The 18,280-nt window shown below is 65.0% G+C and carries 13 protein-coding genes; 2 read left to right on the top strand and 11 right to left on the bottom strand.

The genetic code is table 11. From position 1 onward, the window contains the following. Positions 1 to 103 precede the first annotated feature (103 nt). The 4 genes from AB4Y42_RS34790 to AB4Y42_RS34805 all read right to left on the bottom strand — a co-directional run bounded on the left by AB4Y42_RS34790 (position 104) and on the right by AB4Y42_RS34805 (position 10,014). A complete protein-coding gene (locus AB4Y42_RS34790) occupies positions 104 to 682 on the bottom strand; it encodes an NnrU family protein (protein WP_368691235.1) in 579 nt (192 codons plus the stop codon). Between the two features lie 318 nt (positions 683 to 1,000). After that, entirely contained in the window at positions 1,001 to 1,231 is a 231-nt protein-coding gene (locus tag AB4Y42_RS34795) for an H-NS histone family protein (protein WP_254315634.1), read from the bottom strand. Positions 1,232 to 1,536: 305 nt separating this feature from the next. After that, positions 1,537 to 7,434: an excinuclease ABC subunit UvrA gene (gene uvrA, locus AB4Y42_RS34800; RefSeq protein WP_368696712.1), complete on the bottom strand. Its 5,898-nt coding sequence runs from the start codon at positions 7,432 to 7,434 to the stop codon at positions 1,537 to 1,539. A gap of 225 nt (positions 7,435 to 7,659) precedes the next feature. Continuing rightward, on the bottom strand, positions 7,660 to 10,014 hold the full coding sequence (locus AB4Y42_RS34805; RefSeq protein WP_368696713.1) for a tetratricopeptide repeat protein: 2,355 nt from the start codon (positions 10,012 to 10,014) through the stop codon (positions 7,660 to 7,662). A 227-nt stretch (positions 10,015 to 10,241) separates the two neighbouring features. Here AB4Y42_RS34805 and adhP point away from each other — a divergent pair, with 227 nt between their 5' ends. Beyond that, entirely contained in the window at positions 10,242 to 11,270 is a 1,029-nt protein-coding gene (gene adhP / locus AB4Y42_RS34810; RefSeq protein ID WP_368691232.1) for an alcohol dehydrogenase AdhP, read from the top strand. Positions 11,271 to 11,372: 102 nt separating this feature from the next. Here the strand turns inward: adhP and AB4Y42_RS34815 are convergent, their stop codons facing one another. The 4 genes from AB4Y42_RS34815 to AB4Y42_RS34830 all read right to left on the bottom strand — a co-directional run bounded on the left by AB4Y42_RS34815 (position 11,373) and on the right by AB4Y42_RS34830 (position 14,426). Further along, a complete protein-coding gene (locus tag AB4Y42_RS34815) occupies positions 11,373 to 11,672 on the bottom strand; it encodes a putative quinol monooxygenase (RefSeq protein ID WP_368691231.1) in 300 nt (99 codons plus the stop codon). 42 nt (positions 11,673 to 11,714) lie between these two features. Continuing rightward, entirely contained in the window at positions 11,715 to 12,812 is a 1,098-nt protein-coding gene (locus AB4Y42_RS34820; protein ID WP_368691230.1) for an NADH:flavin oxidoreductase/NADH oxidase, read from the bottom strand. 180 nt (positions 12,813 to 12,992) lie between these two features. After that, positions 12,993 to 13,676: a type 1 glutamine amidotransferase domain-containing protein gene (locus tag AB4Y42_RS34825; protein WP_368691229.1), complete on the bottom strand. Its 684-nt coding sequence runs from the start codon at positions 13,674 to 13,676 to the stop codon at positions 12,993 to 12,995. A 147-nt stretch (positions 13,677 to 13,823) separates the two neighbouring features. Continuing rightward, positions 13,824 to 14,426, bottom strand: a complete 603-nt coding sequence (locus tag AB4Y42_RS34830; RefSeq protein WP_368696714.1) for a TetR/AcrR family transcriptional regulator — start codon at positions 14,424 to 14,426, stop codon at positions 13,824 to 13,826. A 115-nt stretch (positions 14,427 to 14,541) separates the two neighbouring features. On the opposite strand from AB4Y42_RS34830, the gene AB4Y42_RS34835 reads away from it, so the two are divergent. Then, positions 14,542 to 15,192 (top strand): SGNH/GDSL hydrolase family protein, encoded by a 651-nt coding sequence (locus tag AB4Y42_RS34835; protein WP_368696715.1) that lies wholly within the window; start codon positions 14,542 to 14,544, stop codon positions 15,190 to 15,192. Between the two features lie 112 nt (positions 15,193 to 15,304). Here AB4Y42_RS34835 and cyoD read toward each other — a convergent pair whose 3' ends face one another. Genes cyoD through cyoB form a run of 3 tightly spaced genes read right to left on the bottom strand, consistent with a single transcriptional unit; the run spans position 15,305 to position 18,279 of the window. After that, the gene (gene cyoD / locus AB4Y42_RS34840) at positions 15,305 to 15,634 is read right to left on the bottom strand and encodes a cytochrome o ubiquinol oxidase subunit IV (protein ID WP_069267358.1); all 330 of its coding nucleotides are present in this window, start codon (positions 15,632 to 15,634) and stop codon (positions 15,305 to 15,307) included. Beyond that, positions 15,635 to 16,246 (bottom strand): cytochrome o ubiquinol oxidase subunit III, encoded by a 612-nt coding sequence (gene cyoC / locus AB4Y42_RS34845; RefSeq protein WP_368696716.1) that lies wholly within the window; start codon positions 16,244 to 16,246, stop codon positions 15,635 to 15,637. Continuing rightward, positions 16,246 to 18,279 (bottom strand): cytochrome o ubiquinol oxidase subunit I, encoded by a 2,034-nt coding sequence (gene cyoB / locus AB4Y42_RS34850; RefSeq protein WP_368691226.1) that lies wholly within the window; start codon positions 18,277 to 18,279, stop codon positions 16,246 to 16,248. Before cyoB ends, cyoC begins: the two co-directional genes overlap by 1 nt. Position 18,280 lies beyond the last annotated feature (1 nt).

An 18,280-nucleotide genomic window follows, 5' to 3' on the forward strand; every position in this document is an offset into this window, starting at 1 on the left:
GATCGTGCCGCTGCGATCTGATCGCGGAACTCCGAGCTGTACCTTGTGAAGCCTGCCATGCGCAGGCTTCTTTTTTGCAGCGCGCCTGCGGCCCGCCGCACGCTCAGCCGAGCGGGCGCACGCCGATCAGCACGCCATGCAGCCAGAAGGCGAACACGGCCCAGACCACGAGCCCGACCACGACGACGATCGCATCGCGCGATACTTCTCCCGGCGGATAGACCACCCCCGCTTCGCGATCGCGCCGGTTCTCGCCCCGCAGCTCGAACAACGCCCAGACGAGGAACACCCCGAAGAGAATGATGTCGTTGAGCGTGCCGTTGGCGAGCAGATGCGCGAACGCCCAAAGCGCGACGCCGCTCACGAATGGCTGGCCGACCGCGCGCTTGAAGTGATTGCCCGGCACATAGGCCGCGACGATCAGGATGAAGGCAATGGCGGTGAGAAGTGCCGTGACATGCGCCATCCAGAACGGCGGCAGCCAGATCGGCACGGGATAGCGGCGTGACAGACCGTAGCCATAGACGATCAGCACGAAGCCCAGAATGGAGAGCAACGCAAACGCGCCTCGCCAGGCACGCGGCCCCAGGCGCTCGATCTGCGCGGCACGCCAGGGCCCTGCCACGATGCGGATCGAATGGACACCAATGAAAATAACGAGGCCCAGCACGAGTATCGCCATGACTACCTCCCTGCCGTAGCAAGAACGCAATGGGCGAGATTGTCGCGCAGCTTGATCGCGCAGCCAACCGGAGTTTTCAAAAAAGCTGACTAATTACGCGCGCAAATGCCGGCAAAAAAGAATGCATAAATCATTGCGCGCCTAAACCGGCACGGCACATTAGGAGGCGCAATTAAATCCCGGCTCGCGCCGAAAGGCATTTTAAAACTATGCTGAATAATACCGGGCGCCGCGCCAATGCGCGGGCTTTGCGGCATGCGCCGCGAACGGTCTGGCAGTCGAAGGGCAACACCGGCGCGCACTCAGGCACCGTCATGGCTAGCAGCGAAAATGCTCGATATCCTGTCCCGCGTGCTTATAGCGCAACAGCCAGGCCGGCATATCGCCCTCGCCATTCCACGTATTCCCGTATGCGTCGCGGTACTTGGGTATTTTTTCGCTTTCGGCAATAGACGCTTCAAGCTCTTCGAACGTAATGCCGTACTCTTCCATGCGGCGTCGAATCCACACGATGAGCCGTTCGCGCGCCTCTCCATCGAGGTCGAACATCGATTAATTCCTCTCGCTTCGTCAAGGGCAAGGCACCGATACAACGATCGGCAAAGAATGGTCTTCCCTGAAAAGACAAAGGCTTCGCGCATGAACTGCGAAGCCTTGCTGCACTGATGAGGTGGCCTGAGTGTGGAGCCCGCGACCGGTTCGGAGGGGATCTGCAGTCCGCTGCTCCGCTCTCAGGTGACGCCGCTACAGGTGAGCGAACGTTTGCTGCAAGCGGAACCCATGATACCTTGCGCGCGCGGCACAGATCAAGCGGTTTCAAGGCGGAGCGGGCCTCTGCGGCCCGCTCCATTCCTTTAGGTAGAAGCCGCCGCGCCGGTTGCGCGCCGCTCTGGTGCAGGTTTGCTTTCGGCGGCGTTCACGTCGCCCTGGCCACGCGCCAGCACGGGCGCGAGCGCCGCGCCGGTATGGCTCGCCCGCACCTTCGCGAGCGCTTCGGGATCGGCTGCGGCGACGATCGTGCCGCCGCCCACGCCGCCTTCGGGCCCGAGATCGATGATCCAGTCGGCTTCGGCGATCACGTCGAGGTCGTGCTCGATCACGACGACGCTATGCCCCGCGTCCGCGAGCCGGTGCAGCACGCTGATGAGGCGCGCCACGTCGGCCATGTGCAGGCCCACCGTGGGCTCGTCGAGCACGTAGAGGGTGTGCGGCGCCTTCTGGCCGCGGCGCGTGATGTCGTCGCGCACCTTCGAGAGCTCGGTCACGAGCTTGATGCGCTGCGCCTCGCCGCCCGAGAGCGTGGGCGAAGGCTGGCCGAGCGTGAGGTAGCCGAGACCCACGTCCTTCATGAGTTGCAGCGGGTGCGAAATACTCGTGATCGAGCCGAAGAACTCCACGGCCTCGTCGATTTCCATCGTCAGCACTTCGCCGATGTTCCGGCCGCGCCACGTCACCGCCAGCGTTTCCGGATTGAAGCGCTGGCCGTGGCACACGTCGCACGGCACTTTCACGTCGGGCAGGAAGCTCATGCCGATGGTGCGCACGCCCTGGCCTTCGCACGCGGGACAGCGTCCGTCGCCGGTATTGAACGAGAAACGCGACGCGCTATAGCCGCGGGCGCGCGCCTCGAGCGTATCGGCGAAAAGGCGGCGAATCGCGTCCCACACGCCGATATAGGTCGCGGGGCACGAGCGCGGCGTTTTGCCGATCGGCGTCTGGTCGACTTCGAGCACGCGGTCGATGCTTTCCCATCCGCTAATCGAATCGCAGCCCTGCCACGTATGCGAAACCTCGAGCTTCGGCTTCGCGCTCGTGCGCGCGAGCACGCTCGAACGGCGTTCCGCCGCGCTCGGCGCTTTCTCCTTCACCGCCTTGCGCGCGCGCCGCTCGGCAGGCGAAGACAGCACCGAACGCCCAACGGCGTCGAGCAGATTGGAAAGCAGCACGTCGCGCGCGAGAGTGGACTTGCCGGAGCCGCTCACGCCCGTAATCGCCACGAGACGTCCGAGCGGAATCTGCGCGGTGACGTTGCGCAGGTTGTGCAGCTTGCCGCCGTGCACGGTGAGCCATTGGCCCGGCAGCGCCTCGCGTCCCGCGCGCGCCGGACGCACTTCACGGCGCGGCTGCAGCGGGTGCCGGATAGGCTGTGCGAGATAGCGGCCCGTGAGCGAATCGGCCTGCGCCGCGAGATCGGCCACGCTGCCTTGCGCGACCACGCGGCCGCCGCGCTTACCCGCGCTCGGACCGATGTCGATGATGTGATCGGCGCGCCGGATCGTGTCCTCGTCGTGCTCGACCACGACGAGCGTGTTGCCCTTCTCACCGAGGCTGCGCAGCGCGTCGAGCAGGATCTGGTTGTCGCGCGGATGCAGGCCGATGGTCGGTTCGTCGAGCACATAGCACACGCCCTGCAAATTGCTGCCCAGTTGCGCGGCGAGACGAATGCGCTGCGCCTCGCCACCCGAAAGGCTTGGCGCGGCGCGATCGAGGCTCAGATAGCCGAGCCCCACTTCTTCCAGGAACTGCAGCCGGCTGCGGATTTCGCTCACCACGTCGCGCGCGATCTGCGCGTCGCGGCCGCCCAGCTTCAGCGTATCGATCCAGCGGCGCGTCTCCGCCACGGTCCACTGTGCGACGTCGACGATCGGATGCGCGTCGAACGTCACGGCGCGCGCCACCGGATTCAGGCGCGTGCCGCCGCAATCGTGGCACGGCTCGTCGACCATGCCGTCGGGTTCCTGCTCCTCCGAAGGCAAGGTTTGCTCGCGGCCACGGCCGTCTTCGGCGACGATCGTGTCGTCGTACGCGGCGCGCTGCTCGCGCGTGAGCGCGAGGCCCGTACCCACGCAGGTCGTGCACCAGCCGTGCTTGCTGTTGTACGAGAACATACGCGGATCGAGTTCGGGATAGCTCGTGCCGCACACCGGGCAGGCGCGCCGCGTCGACAGCACCTTCACCTCGCCGATGCTCGCCGTCGAACCGCCATTGCCAATCACGTGATCGAGGCCGTCGAGCGGCGCGAGCAGGTGCACGATGCCCTTGCCCGCTTCGAGCGTCGCGCCGAGCAGCGTGCGCAATTGCGCCTCGTTTTCCGGCTCGATCACGAGGTCGCCCACGGGCAACTCGATCGTATGCTCGCGGAAGCGGTCGAGCTTGGGCCACGGCGCGACGGGCACGAATTCGCCATCCACGCGCAGATGCGTGTTGCCGCGCGCCTTCGCCCACTTCGCGAGATCGGTGTAGACGCCCTTGCGATTGACGACGAGCGGCGCGAGCAAACCGACATGCTGGCCGCGATGTTCGCGCAGCAGCTGCGCGACGATCGCATCGACGCTCTGCGACGTGACGGGCGTGCCGTCATGCACGCAGTGCTGCACGCCGAGCTTCACGTAAAGCAGACGCAGGAAGTGCCACACCTCGGAGGTCGTGGCGACCGTGCTCTTGCGGCCGCCGCGCGAAAGGCGCTGCTCGATCGCGACGGTCGGCGGAATGCCGTACACGGCATCGACTTCGGGACGGCCCGCGGGCTGCACGATCGAACGCGCATACGCGTTGAGCGATTCGAGGTAGCGCCGCTGGCCTTCGTGAAAGAGGATGTCGAACGCGAGCGTGGACTTGCCCGAGCCCGACACGCCCGTGATGACGTTGAAGCGGCCGTGCGGAATATCGACATCGAGCGCCTTGAGGTTGTGCTCGCGCGCATTCACGATGCGCACCACGTCCTCGCCCTGCACCTCGCGGCGCGCCTGCGCGGCACGCAACGCGGTTTGCAGCGCCACGCCCTCTTCTTCCGCCAGCAGTTCGACACCGCTGCCAAGCGCGGCTTCGTAGCGCTCGAGCGCCGCGCCGGTATGCGAACGCGGGCACGCGATCACGTCCTCGGGCGTGCCGACGCACACCACTTCGCCGCCTGCATCGCCGCCTTCGGGGCCGAGATCGATCAGCCAGTCGGCGGCGCGGATCACGTCGAGGTTATGCTCGATCACGAACAGCGAATGACCGCCCACGAGCAGCTTGCCGAAGGCGCGCATCAGTTTGGCGATGTCGTCGAAATGCAGGCCCGTGGTCGGTTCGTCGAACATGAAGAGGCGGCCGCCCGCCTCCTTGCCGCGCGACTGCGCGGTTTCCGCGAGATACCCCGCGAGCTTCAGGCGCTGCGCCTCGCCGCCCGAGAGCGTCGGCACCGGCTGGCCGAGCTTCACGTATTCGAGGCCCACGTCCACGATAGGCTGCAGCACGCGCAATACTTCGGCATCCTCAGCGAAGCATTGCACCGCTTCGCTCACGGTGAGGTCGAGGACGTCCGCGACCGAAAGCGTACGGCCCGCGCGCTCGATCTTCACTTCGAGCACTTCCGCGCGATAACGGCTGCCGTCGCAATCGGGGCAACGCAGGTACACATCGCTCAGGAACTGCATTTCGATGTGCTCGAAACCGGAGCCGCCACAAGTCGGGCAGCGGCCTTCGCCCGAGTTGAAGCTGAACATGCCCGCCGTGTAGCCGCGCTGCTTCGCGAGCGTCGCCTTGGCGAACAGCTTGCGGATCTCGTCGAACGCGCCGACATAGCTGGCCGGATTCGAACGCGCCGTCTTGCCGATCGGCGACTGGTCGACGAACACGGCGTCGCTGATCTGCTCCGCGCCGCTCAGCTTGCGGAACGTGCCCGGCGCTTCGGTCGCCTTGCCCAGATGCCGCGCGAGCGCGGGATAGAGCACGTCCTGCACCAACGTCGATTTTCCCGAGCCCGAGACGCCGGTCACGCACACGAGGCGTTGCAGCGGAATCTGCACGGTCACGTCGCGCAGGTTGTGCTCGCTCGCGCCTTCGAGCAGCAGGTTCGGCGTGGACGCGTCAACCGGGCGTCGCTCCCAGTGCGAAGCGTCGGCGACGGCGCGGTGGCCGCCCAGGTACTCGCCCGTCAGGGTGCCCGACGAGCGGATATCGTTCGGCGTGCCGTCGTAGACGATCGAGCCGCCGCGTTCGCCGGGGCCGGGACCCATGTCGATGAGGCGGTCGGCCGCGAGCATCACGGACGGATCGTGCTCGACCACGACGAGCGTATTGCCCGCGTCGCGCAGACGTTGCATCGCTTCGACGATGCGGTTGAGGTCGCGCGGATGCAGGCCGATACTCGGTTCGTCGAGCACGAACAGCGTTTTCGTGAGCGACGTGCCGAGCGCCGTGGTCAGGTTGATACGCTGCACTTCGCCGCCCGAGAGCGTGCGGCTCTGGCGATCGAGCGTCAGATAGCCGAGGCCCACGTCGCAGAGATACTTCAGGCGCGTGCGCACTTCTTCGAGCAGCAGCTTCAGCGCATCATCGAGCAATGCTGAGGAAAGCGAAAGATTGTCGAAGAAGCGGCGAATGCGCTCGATCGGCAGCAGCATCACGTCGTGCACGGTAAGGCCCGGCAACGCTTCGAGCTGCGCGCGTGTCCAGTCCACGCCGTGCGGCAGGAAGCGCCCCGATGGCGCGAGCACGTCGTCCGCGTTCTGCTGCGTGCCGAGGCGCCATTGCAGGGCCTCGGTTTTCAGGCGTGCGCCGCCGCAGGTTTCGCACGGCGTGTAGCTGCGGTACTTCGACAGCAGCACGCGGATGTGCATCTTGTAGGCTTTCGATTCCAGATACTGGAAGAAGCGCTTCACGCCGTACCACTGCGTCTGCCAGCTGCCCTTCCAGTCCGGCGCCCCGTCGATGACCCAGTCGCGCTGCGCCTGCGTCAGTTCCGACCATGCCGTATCGCGCGGAATGCCGGCCTTCGCGGCATAGCGCATCAGGTCGTCCTGGCATTCCTTCCACGCCGGCGTTTGCAGCGGCTTGATCGCGCCGCCGCGCAGCGTCTTGCGCTCGTCGGGTATCACGAGGCCCCAATCCACGCCGATCACGCGACCAAAGCCGCGGCACGCGTCGCAGGCGCCGTAGGCCGAGTTGAACGAGAACAGCGCGGGCTGCGGATCGGCGTAGCGCAGATCGCTGTCCGGGCAGTGCAGCCCGGTCGAGAAGCGCCAGATCTGCGGCTCGGCCGCGGCTTCGGCGTCGCCGCTCTCGAGCACGTAAATGTTGACGCGCCCGCTGCCGCGCTTGAGCGAGGCTTCGATCGCCTCGATCGCGCGGCTTTTCTCCACGTTCTGCATGCGGAAACGGTCGGCGACCACGTCGAGCAGCTTGCGCGTGCCTTCGGCGGTCTTCACCTCGCGCTGTGCCTGCACGCGCGTATAGCCGCTCGCGGAGAGCCACTGCGCGACTTCTTCCTCGGTGGTCGTATCGGGCAGCTCGACCGGAAACGTGACCACGAGACGCGGGTCGCCCGTGGCCGTGCGCGCCATCAGCTCGGCGTAGATCGTCTCAGGCGTGTCGTGCCGCACGGGCTGCGCCGTGACGCGGTCGAACAGATTCGCGGCGCGCGCGTAGAGCAGCTTGAGGTGGTCGTTCAGCTCCGTCATCGTGCCGACCGTGGAGCGCGAACTGCGCACGGGGTTGGTCTGGTCGATGGCGATGGCGGGCGGCACGCCGTCCACGCGATCGACCTGCGGCCGGTCCATGCGGTCGAGGAACTGGCGCGCGTAGGCGCTGAACGTTTCGACGTAACGGCGCTGGCCTTCCGCGTAAAGCGTGTCGAAAACGAGGCTCGACTTGCCCGAGCCTGAAGGCCCGGTGACGACCGTCATTTCGCCGGTGTGCAGGTCGAGGTCGAGGTTCTTGAGGTTGTGCTGGCGGGCACCACGGATTCGGATGGATCGGTTATCGCTCACTTGCGCTGGCATTCCGGCTGGATCACACGCGTGGGGCCGGACGGCGCGCGAAATGGGGCAAATACGCGGCGCGGCCCGGCAACTTGCAGCGCAGCGCGCGCGGGAAATCGGCGCGCGGCCCTGGCTGTCAGGCTAGGATTCTACTGTATATTTATACAGCACGCTGGATGGCCGTTCGGCTGAGTCCCGGCCGCCGGTTGCCCCGTATTTACGCGCCAGATGGCCCTATTGCGCTGCAGCGCGCCACATACCTTCGTACGCCGCCTCGACGCCGCGCGCGAAGCGTTCGCCGTCCATGAGCGGCGAGTGCACCATGCGTTCGCGCAGCGTCGCGCGCAGGTTCGCGAGGCGTGGCAAGTCGCTCGCGAGATTCACCGCCGTCTCCACGAAGGCGTCGTCCGAATCGGCGGCCAGTTCGGCAAGACCCAGGTTCGCGAGCTGGCTCAAGCCCGCGCGCCCCGCCACGGTCGCCCCGATGCGCGTGACGACGGGCACCCCCATCCACAGCGCGTCGAGCGAGGTGGTATGGCCGTTGTACGGCAACGTGTCGAGCCCGAGATCGACCTCGTGATAGCTGCGCAGATAATCGGCACGCGGCCGGAACGGCAGGAAGCGCACGCGCGCCGGGTCGATGCCGGCCCGCGCGATCCGAAGCGCGAGGCGGCGCCTCGCTTCACCCTCGGCGGCCATGAGCACGAGGCGCGCCGCAGGCAAACGGGCGAATACACGGGCCCACAGGTTCAGCGTCGTATCGGTGAGCTTGCACGGGTTGTTCAGGCTGCCGAACGTGACGTGGCCGGCGCTCGATGCCGGCAGCGTATTCACTTCGGGTTCCGAAGCAAGCGGGTCATAGCACCAGAACGTGTGCGGCAAACGCCACGACTTTTCGCTGTAGTGGCCATCGTGCGCAGGCGGATCGAGCCAGGGATCGGTGAGCCGCCAGTCCATCGCGCCAATTCCGGTCGTGCCGGGATAGGCAAGCCAGGCGACCTGCACCGGCGCCGGCTTGCGCGCGAACAGCAGCGGCCGGCCATCGGCCATGTGCATCGTGAGATCGACGAGGATATCGATGCCGTCCGCGCGGATCTGGTCCGCCAGCGCCGCGTCGCTCGACGTGCGCACGTCGTGCCACTCGTCGACGTGCGCGGCAAGTCGCGCGGTCGTCGCATCGGGCCTGACCACGCTCGAATACGCATGAATCTCGAAGCGCGTGCGGTCGTGATGGGCGAGTAGCGGCGTCATGAACAATGCCTGGCAATGCTCACGAAAATCGCCCGATACGTAACCGATGCGCAAGCGCCTTCGCACGGCCGGTTCGACAGGCGCCTGCGTGCGATGCACGCCGAGCGGCGCTTCGTGCTGCGCGGACCAGCGTCTCGCCTCGTCGAGAATCGCCTGTGGATCTTCGGCCTGGAACGACAACGCGTACAGAAGGTTGCTGTGCGCGATGAGGTTGCCGGGCTCGCTCGCCACGGCCCGGCGAAGGCATTCGATGCCTTCGTCCAGGTCTCCGCAGTCCTTGAGCACGTTGCCAAGATTGTTGAGCGTGGCCGAGCGCGATGGATCGAAGCTGAGGGCCTGGCGCAACAGCGCTTGCGCCTCGTCGAAGCTGCCGAGCGTGCGCATCAGGTTGGCGGCGTTGTTGAACGCGTCGACGAAATCCGGCCGGATGCGGATGGCCGTTTCGTACGCCACGCGTGCAGCGGGGTAATCGCCGAGATCGCGGCAAACATTCCCCAGGTTGTTGGCCGCTTCCGCATGCGCCGGCTCGAGCGCGAGCGCGCGGCGATATTGCGCTTCGGCTTCGCGCAGACGGCCGCGCGCCTGCAGCGCGACGCCGTAGTTGTAGGCCGCATGCGCCATATGCGGTTCGCTGGCCACCGCGCGTTCGAGCAGGGGCAACGCCTCGTCCAGACGCTCCAGGCGGGTCAGCAGCACGCCGAGGTTGATCATCGCGACTGCCGTGCCCGGCGCGGCCGCCAATGCGGCGCGCAAGCTATCGAGCGCTTCCTCGTCCCGACCTGCTTCCTGCAGCAGCGTGCCGAGGTTCGTCAATGCGCTGGCATCGCCCGGCTGCAAGGCGAGCGCGCGGCGATACGCGGCCTGAGCCTCGCCGGAATCGCCCAGCAGACGCAGACAATTACCGAGGTTGTTCCAGGCGTCGGCCCGGTTCGCTTCGCTCTCCAGCGCCGCGCGCCACGCCTCCACCGCTTCCGCCAGCGCACCCTGCGCCTGCAGCGCCGAGCCGAGCCCGCACCAGAGATCGGCGGACGACGCGTCGTCCGCCAGCAGAGCGCGATAGACCTGCGCCGCTTCGGCATGGCGTGCGGCCATGGCATACGCCTGCCCCAACGCTTCGCGATAGCGTCGCTGACCGGGCTCGACGGCGAGTGCGCGCTGCAACCAGCCGATCGCATCAGCCGGCGTGCCTTCCTGCAAACCGATCACGCCGAGCCGAAACAACGCACCCGCGTGCGCTGTTTCGGCTTCGAGCAGTTGCATGTACAACTGACGCGCGCGCGCCAGGTCGCCGGCGAAATGGCTCTCACTGGCGCGCTCGTAAAGGAAGTCGTTCTGCATCGGGCTCAATGAATTCGTGCAACGGAGTCGTTACCAAACCTTATTGAATATTAACGGCAGTTTCTTTCAAAAACTTCTCATCCGTTTTATTACCAACTATTGAGCAAGTTCATCGCACACGACAATTCTTTCCTTCAAACTCGAAAGGCAGGCGGACGTGCGGCGACACCGCGATGCGCAACGCATCCGGCCGCGCGCCGCCACTCAGCTTCGACAGGAGCCCGACGATGAGCAAGACGATGCAAGCCGCGGTAGTCCGCGCATTTGGCAAACCCCTTGTGCTGGAGGAAGTGGCCGTCCCCACTCCGGGGCCAGGCGAACTACTCGTGAAGATCGAAGCGTGCGGCGTGTGCCACACGGACCTGCATGCCGCGCACGGCGACTGGCCCGTCAAGCCGCAACCGCCGTTCATTCCCGGTCACGAGGGCGTGGGCTATGTCGTGGGTGTGGGCGCGGGCGTCACGCATGTGAAGGAAGGCGATCGCGTGGGCATTCCGTGGCTTTACTCGGCATGCGGCCATTGCGAACATTGCCTCGGCGGCTGGGAAACGCTTTGCGAACAGCAGCAGAACACCGGCTATTCGGTCAATGGCGGCTTCGCTCAATACGCGAAAGCCGACGCGAATTACGTCGGCCTGCTGCCGAAAAATATCGACTTCATCGAAATCGCACCCGTGCTCTGCGCCGGCGTGACGGTCTACAAGGGCCTGAAAGTCACCGACACGCGGCCTGGCAACTGGGTCGTGATTTCCGGCGTGGGCGGCCTCGGCCACATGGCCGTGCAATACGCGCGTGCGATGGGACTCAACGTCGCCGCCGTCGATGTCGACGATACGAAACTCGAACTGGCGAAACGCCTCGGCGCGACCGTGACGGTCAACGCGAAAACGACCGATCCCGCTGCGTATCTGAAGAAGGAAATTGGCGGCGCGCACGGCGTGCTCGTAACCGCGGTCTCGCCCATTGCGTTTTCGCAGGCGCTCGGCATGGTGCGCCGGGGCGGCACGGTGTCGCTGAACGGCCTGCCGCCCGGCGACTTTCCGCTGCCGATCTTCGACATGGTGCTGGGCGGCGTGACGGTGCGCGGTTCGATCGTCGGCACACGCCTCGATCTCGAAGAGTCGCTGATGTTCGCGCAGGAAGGCAAGGTCAAGGCGACCGTCTCCACGGAAAAACTGGAGAACATCAACGACGTGTTCGCTCGCATGGAGCGCGGCGCGATCGAAGGCCGCGTGGTGCTCGATATGGCGGGCTAGGCGGCGCGCGACCGCTCAATGAACAACGCGCCGGACACCGCTGCAAAGCGATGTCCGGCGCGTCAATGGATCGCCGCAACGATTGCGGCACATGGTGCGGCTTCAGTCCGCGACGTCCACACCCTTCAGCAGCTTCACTTCGGGCGGCTCCGTCACCCACGCACCTATCTTCGCGCGGTACGCCACGAAATGCGCGCTATCGCGATGCGCCTGCACCGCGGCTTCGTCGACATAGGTTTCGTAAAGATAAAAGCCCGGTGCGCCATCGGCGCGGCGCAGCAGGTCGTAACGCAAGTTGCCCGGCTCCTTGCGCGTGTGCGAAACCATCTCGCGCATGAGCGCCTCCACGTCGGCGACGTGCTCGGACTTCGGCGTGATGCTCGCGAATAGATAGACGGTCATTGGCATTCCCTCATCGTCAACGGTTGAACCGGTCGGCCAATTTCAGCCGACCTTGTAGCGCTCGAGCCAGTGCGCGTACGGCGCGGGCAAGGTCCACGCGGCGCGTTCGACGCCCAGTTCCTGAGCCGCGAAATACGGCCAGTGCGGATTCGCGAGATGCGCGCGCCCCACCATCACGACGTCGAGTTGCTCCTTCGCCACCGAGCGCTCGGCCAGCTCCGGCGTGCCGATACCCCAGGCCGACGACACCGGCAGACCGCTTGCGCGACGCACCTTTTGTGCGATCGGCGCGAGGAACGCGGGCGCCCACGGAATCTGCGCGGCGGGCGTCGAGAAACCGACGCTCACGCCCAGCATGTCGAGGCCTTCGCGCTTGAAGCCCTTGGCCAATTCGATCGATTCGGCCAGCGTTTCCTCGTCGCGGCCATCGTACTCGATCACACCGAAGCGCGCCGTCAGCGGCAGATGCTCCGGCCAGACCTTACGCACCGCGGCCAGCGTTTCCAGCAGGAAACGGCTGCGGTTCTCGAGGCTGCCGCCATAACGATCGTCGCGCTGGTTCGAATGCGTCGAGAAAAAGCTCTGACCGAGGTAGCCGTGCGCAAAGTGCAGTTCGAGCCATTCGAAGCCGGCTTCGAGCGCGCGCTTCGCTGCGGCCACGAAGTCCTCGCGCACGCGTGCGATGTCGTCGAGCGTCATCGCCTTCGGCACCTTCGGCAGATGCGCGCCGAACGCCGTTGCCGAGGGCGCGATGGTCTGCCAGCCACGCGCGTCGCCTTCGGCGATGTGGTCGTCGCCTTCCCACGGGCGGTTCGCGCTCGCCTTGCGGCCCGCGTGCGCAATCTGGATGCCGGGTACCGCGCCCGCTGCCTTGATCGCGGCGACGGTGGGCTTGAACGCCTCCAACTGCGCGTCGTTCCACAGGCCCGTGCAGTCCGGCGTGATGCGGCCTTCGGGCGAAACCGCCGTCGCCTCGACGATCACGAGGCCCGCGCCGCCGCGCGCGATCTGCGCGTAGTGGACGTGATGCCAGTCGTTGATTACGCCATCGACGGCCATGTACTGGCACATCGGCGGCACGGCGATGCGGTTGCGCAGGGACACGCCCTTGAGCTTGAACGGTTCGAACAATGCGGACATCTACAGCTCCTTTCTTGGCACAGGTCGCGCCTCGCGCGGCATCTGCGCCGGTTGGCAAAAACGGGATTTCCTTGCGGCGACGCGCAGCCGCACACGCGCTGCGAGCGCGCCTCGCAGCGTTGCCGAAAGGAAGTCGGGGAAGCGAACGCACCCGCCAAAGACGCGCGCGTTCGCGCAACATCAAGCGCGGCGCAGCGCCGCGAGCAGGGCTTCGGCAACCGGCTCCGACGAAGCCGGATTCTGGCCCGTGATGAGCAGACCATCGATTGCGACGTGCGGCTGCCAGTCGGCGGCCTTCGAGTACTGGCCGCCGTTGGCCTTCAGCATGTCCTCGACGAGGAACGGCACGACGTCGGTCAACTGCACGGCGGCTTCTTCGTCATTCGAAAAACCGGTGACCGACTTGCCGGCCACGAGCGGCTGGCCGTCCGCCCCCTTCACGTGACGCAGCACGCCCGGCGCATGGCAGACGGCAGCGACAGGCTTGCCCGCGGCGATCGTCGTTTCGATCAGCGCGATCGAAACCGGATCTTCGGCCAGGTCCCAGAGCGGGCCGTGGCCGCCCGGGTAGAACACGGCGTCGAACGCGCTCGCGTCGATATCGGCGAGGCGTTTCGTATTGGCAAGCGCCGTTTGCGCCGCGGTATCGGATGCGAAACGCCGCGTCGCATCGGTCTGCGCGGAGGGATCGCTGCTCTTCGGATCGAGCGGCGGCTGGCCGCCCTTGGGCGACGCGAGCGTGAGCTCGGCGCCCGCGTCGCGCAGCGCGTAGTAAGGAGCGGCGAACTCTTCGAGCCAGAAGCCCGTCTTCTTGCCCGTGTTGCCGAGGTCCTCATGCGAGGTCAAAACGATCAGTGCCTTCATCGGCGTTCCTTTTTGGGTTGGGTTCGGGCGCTCGCGCACCCTTTGGAAACCGGGCTCTTCACGCGCTATTAGACCGGTCGTCTAGTTTTCCCGCACAATGCGCGACAAGCGCGCGCACTTCACGCGCTGCCGCAGCTTCGCGTTCGATTAGTTGCCCGGAGGCAGGTTCAACAGGATGCGCGTGGTCGCCATGGCCGCGTCGAGCGGCTTGCGGTCGCGGTGAATCTTTTCGAGCAGCGTCGCGCCGAGCCACAGTTCGTAGAGCGTCACCGCCATGCTCGCGGCGTCGTTCACGCCCGCGAGCGAGCCATCCGCGCGCCCTGCCTCGAGACACGCGGCAATGCGCGAGATCGTCGCATCGGTGCCAAGACGCAGCGCCTCGCGCATCGCCTCGGAAAGGTCGCTCACCTCCGCGCCCAGCTTCACCGCGAGACATTTGCCTACGGGATCGTCGGCGCACTGGATCAGGCGCCAGTCGTCCCAGTAGCGCATCAGCTTCTCGGCCGCCGTACCCGGCGCGCGCAAGAGCAGATCGTCGAGACGCTCCGCATACTCGTCGAAATACGACGTGAGCAAGGCTTCGCCGAACGCTTCCTTCGAGCCGAAATAGTGATAGAACGACCCTTTAGGCACACCGGCGGCCGCGAGGATCTCATTGAGACCGACTGCGGAAAAGCCCTTGCCCAGCAGAATGGGCATGGCGGTATCGAGGATGTGTTGCCGCACTTCGACGGCTGCCGCTGCATTCATGAGGTGACATGGTACAGAGCGATTAGACCAGTCGTCTAGTAATCTCCCATGATGAGTAATGGCATTGCATCGCACCCCGCAACCAGACAACCAGCTAATCAGGAAGAGGCAACCCATGACGTCACGCACCCTGCTCTGTTACGGCGATTCCAATACGCACGGCACGAAGCCGCTGACCGTGCCCGGCGTGTCCGAGCGATTCGGCCCCGCCGACCGCTGGCCCGGCGTGCTGCGCGAGGCGCTCGGGCCGGGCTGGGCGATCATCGAGGAAGGCCTGCCCGCGCGCACCACGGTTCACGACGATCCCATCGAAGGCCGGCACAAGAACGGGCACGCCTATCTGCGCCCGTGCCTCGAAAGCCAGTTGCCGGTCGACGTGGTCGCGTTGATGCTCGGCACCAACGACCTCAAGACCCGTTTTTCCGTCACGCCCACCGACATCGCGAACTCGGTCGATGTGCTGCTCGAAACGCTCGTCGCGTGCCGCGCGGGTCCGGGCGGCTCGACGCCTCATGTGCTGCTCATGTCGCCGGTGCCGATCGAAGAGATTGGCTTTCTCGGCGATATCTTCACGGGCGGCGCCGCGAAATCGCGCCTGCTTGCGCCGCTCTACGAGCGCGTGGCCGTGAAATACGGCTCGGCGTTTCTCGACGCCGGCGAGTTCGCCACCGTCAGCCCCACCGATGGCATTCACTACGAAGCCTCGCAACACCACCGGCTCGGCAAGGCCGTCGCGGAAGTCGTGCGTCAGCGCTTCGGCGCATAAGCGCACATCGGGCCGCAAAAAGAAAAACGCCGCCGGCCCGAAGGCCTGGCGGCGTTTTTCTTTTGCGCTTCACCCGAAGCGAGCGAAGCGCAAGTCCAGCAACGATGAACGCTTAACGCGACATCATGTTCATGCTGACGTTGTGCATGACCCACAGCGTACCGACGACCACGATCAGGACCGTCAACACCGTGAAGCCAAATGCCGTCACGTTCCAGCGCTGGCCCGACGACGTGTTCATGTGCAGGAAGAACACGAGGTGAACCAGGATCTGCACGACTGCCAGCACGGCGAGGCCGAGCAGCGCGGTTTCGCGCGAAAAGCCGCCATGCAGCACGAGCCAGAACGAAGCGGCCGTGAGCACCACCGCCAGGACGAAACCAACCAGGTAGCTGCCTACGCTGCCGTGGCTTTCTTCTTCATGGATAGGATGAGCACTCATTTAGATCACGCTCGCAAGATAGACAAAGGAGAACACGCAGATCCAGACGATGTCCAGAAAGTGCCAGAAAAGGCTCAGGCAGGTCAGGCGGCGAATTTCACGCTCGCCCAGAGCCGGCGCCTTCAAGGCCTGAACCATCAGGACGACCATCCAGATCATGCCCATCGTCACGTGGATACCGTGGGTGGCAACCAGCGTGAAGAACGACGAGAGAAACGCGCTGCGTTGCGGACCGTTGCCCTCCGCGATCATGTTCGCGAATTCGTGCAGTTCGAAATACAGGAACGTTGCGCCGAGCAGGAACGTGATCGCCAGCCAGACGAACACTTGACCCTTGCGCTGCTTGTGCGCGCCGATCATCGCGAAACCGTACGTGATGGACGACAGCAGCAGCACTGCCGTTTCCATCGCGACGCCATTGATGTCGAACAGGTCCTTGCCCGTCGGGCCGCCTGCGAACTGGTTCTGCATGACGGCGAACACTGCGAACAGCGAGCCGAACAGAATACAGTCCGTCATCAGGTACAGCCAGAAGCCGAACACCGAGTGTGACGGCGGGTGATCGTGGTGATCGTGCTCCGCGTGTGCGGCCGCACTAGTATGCGTCGACATCAGTTGGCCTCCAGTGCTGCTTCAACCTTGCCATTGCGTTGCTTGTCGGCGAACGCCTTGACCAGTGCGCGCTCGCGCGCTTCTTCGTCTGCCCGAACCTTGGCGGCCGGGATGTAATAGCCTTCGTTCTTCTGGAAGCTGTAGCCGATCGCCGTCGCGAGAATGCCGACGAAGCCAGCGATCATGAGCCACCAGATGTGCCAGATGCCAGCAAAGCCGAGCACCAGGCTGAAGAGACCGATGAACAGACCCGCGCTCGTGTTCGAGGGCATGTGGATGTCGGTGTACTTCGTGTTCGCGACGTCCACGGTCTCGCGGCCGGTGTCCTTCAGGTGCTGGAACTCGTCGAGTTCGCTCACGTGCGGAATGATCGCGAAGTTATACGACGGCGGCGGCGACGAAATCGCCCACTCCAGCGTACGGCCACCCCACGGATCGCCCGTCAGGTCGCGGTTTTCCGGCAGGTTGCGGTCGCGGATCGACACGTACAGCTGCGCCAGTTGATGCGCGATACCGATTGCCACGAGCACGGCGCCAAACCACGCGATGATCATCCACGGATGCCATGCCGGATTGTCGTAGTGGTTCAGACGGCGGGTTGCGCCCATGAAGCCCAGCACGTACAGCGGCGTGAAGGCGACATAGAAGCCCGAGAGCCAGAACCAGAACGCGCGCTTGCCGAGCTTTTCGTTGAGCTTGAAGCCGAACGCCTTCGGGAACCAGTAGTTCATGCCGGCGAGATAGCCGAACACCACACCGCCGATGATCACGTTGTGGAAGTGCGCGATCAGGAACAGCGAGTTGTGGAGCACGAAGTCCGCACCCGGGATCGCCATCATCACGCCGGTCATGCCGCCGATGGTGAAGGTGACCATGAAGCCGATCGTCCACAGCACCGCCGAGTTGAACTCGAGGCGGCCGCGGTAGATCGTGAACAACCAGTTGAAGATCTTCACGCCCGTCGGGATCGAAATGATCATCGTGGCGATACCGAAGAACGCGTTCACATCGGCGCCCGAACCCATCGTGAAGAAGTGGTGCAGCCACACGACGAACGCCAGAACCATGATCGCGCAGGTCGCGTAGACCATTGCCTTGTAGCCGAACAGCGGCTTCCTGGCGTAGGTCGCGACAACTTCCGAGAAGATACCGAACGCCGGCAGGATCAGGATGTACACCTCAGGGTGACCCCAGGCCCAGATCAGGTTCAGGTACAGCATGGCGTTGCCGCCGCCGTCATTCGTGAAGAAGTGCGTGCCGATGTAGCGGTCGAGGCCGAGCAGCGCGAGCGTCACGGTCAGGATCGGGAACGCGGCCATGATCAGCACGTTCGTGCACAGCGCCGTCCACGTGAACACCGGCATCTTCATCATCGTCATGCCGGGGGCACGCATCTTGATGATGGTGACGAAGAAGTTCACGCCGGTCAGCAGCGTGCCGACACCCGAGATCTGCAGCGCCCACAGGTAGTAGTCCACCCCTACCCCTGGACTGTACGCAAGCTCCGAAAGCGGCGGATACGCGAGCCAACCCGTCATTGCGAACTCACCCACGACGAGCGAGATCATCAGCAGGATGGCGCCGACTGCGGTCATCCAGAACGACAGCGAGTTCAGGAACGGGAACGCGACGTCGCGTGCGCCGATCTGCAGCGGCACGATGATGTTCATCAGGCCAACCATGAAAGCCATGGCCATGAAGAAGATCATGATCACGCCGTGCGCCGTGAAGATCTGGTCGTAGTGGTGCGGCGGGAGGTAGCCCGGCGCGTTGTACGCGAGCGCGAGCTGGGTACGCATCATGATCGCGTCGGCGAAGCCGCGCAGCAGCATGATGAGGGCGAGCACGATGTACATCACGCCCAGACGCTTGTGGTCGACGCTCGTCAGCCACTCCGTCCACAGATATTTCCACTTACCGAGGTAAGTGATGCCACCGAGCACGAATGCGCCGATGACGGCCATACCGATCATCGTGCCGAGAATAATCGGCTCGTGGTACGGAATGGCGTCCAGTGTAAGTTTTCCGAACATG

The sequence above is a fragment of the Paraburkholderia sp. EG286B genome (assembly GCF_040965655.1).
Lineage (GTDB): Bacteria > Pseudomonadota > Gammaproteobacteria > Burkholderiales > Burkholderiaceae > Paraburkholderia.

Bases quoted from the DNA above. Each gene is read 5' to 3' on its own strand.
- AB4Y42_RS34790 (WP_368691235.1), bottom strand. From the start codon at position 682: ATGGCGATACTCGTGCTGGGCCTCGTTATTTTCATTGGTGTCCATTCG.
- AB4Y42_RS34795 (WP_254315634.1), bottom strand. From the start codon at position 1,231: ATGTTCGACCTCGATGGAGAGGCGCGCGAACGGCTCATCGTGTGGATT.
- AB4Y42_RS34805 (WP_368696713.1), bottom strand. From the start codon at position 10,014: ATGCAGAACGACTTCCTTTACGAGCGCGCCAGTGAGAGCCATTTCGCC.
- adhP (WP_368691232.1), top strand. From the start codon at position 10,242: ATGAGCAAGACGATGCAAGCCGCGGTAGTCCGCGCATTTGGCAAACCC.
- AB4Y42_RS34815 (WP_368691231.1), bottom strand. From the start codon at position 11,672: ATGACCGTCTATCTATTCGCGAGCATCACGCCGAAGTCCGAGCACGTC.
- AB4Y42_RS34820 (WP_368691230.1), bottom strand. From the start codon at position 12,812: ATGTCCGCATTGTTCGAACCGTTCAAGCTCAAGGGCGTGTCCCTGCGC.
- AB4Y42_RS34825 (WP_368691229.1), bottom strand. From the start codon at position 13,676: ATGAAGGCACTGATCGTTTTGACCTCGCATGAGGACCTCGGCAACACG.
- AB4Y42_RS34830 (WP_368696714.1), bottom strand. From the start codon at position 14,426: ATGAATGCAGCGGCAGCCGTCGAAGTGCGGCAACACATCCTCGATACC.
- AB4Y42_RS34835 (WP_368696715.1), top strand. From the start codon at position 14,542: ATGACGTCACGCACCCTGCTCTGTTACGGCGATTCCAATACGCACGGC.
- cyoD (WP_069267358.1), bottom strand. From the start codon at position 15,634: ATGAGTGCTCATCCTATCCATGAAGAAGAAAGCCACGGCAGCGTAGGC.
- cyoC (WP_368696716.1), bottom strand. From the start codon at position 16,246: ATGTCGACGCATACTAGTGCGGCCGCACACGCGGAGCACGATCACCAC.
- cyoB (WP_368691226.1), bottom strand. From the start codon at position 18,279: ATGTTCGGAAAACTTACACTGGACGCCATTCCGTACCACGAGCCGATT.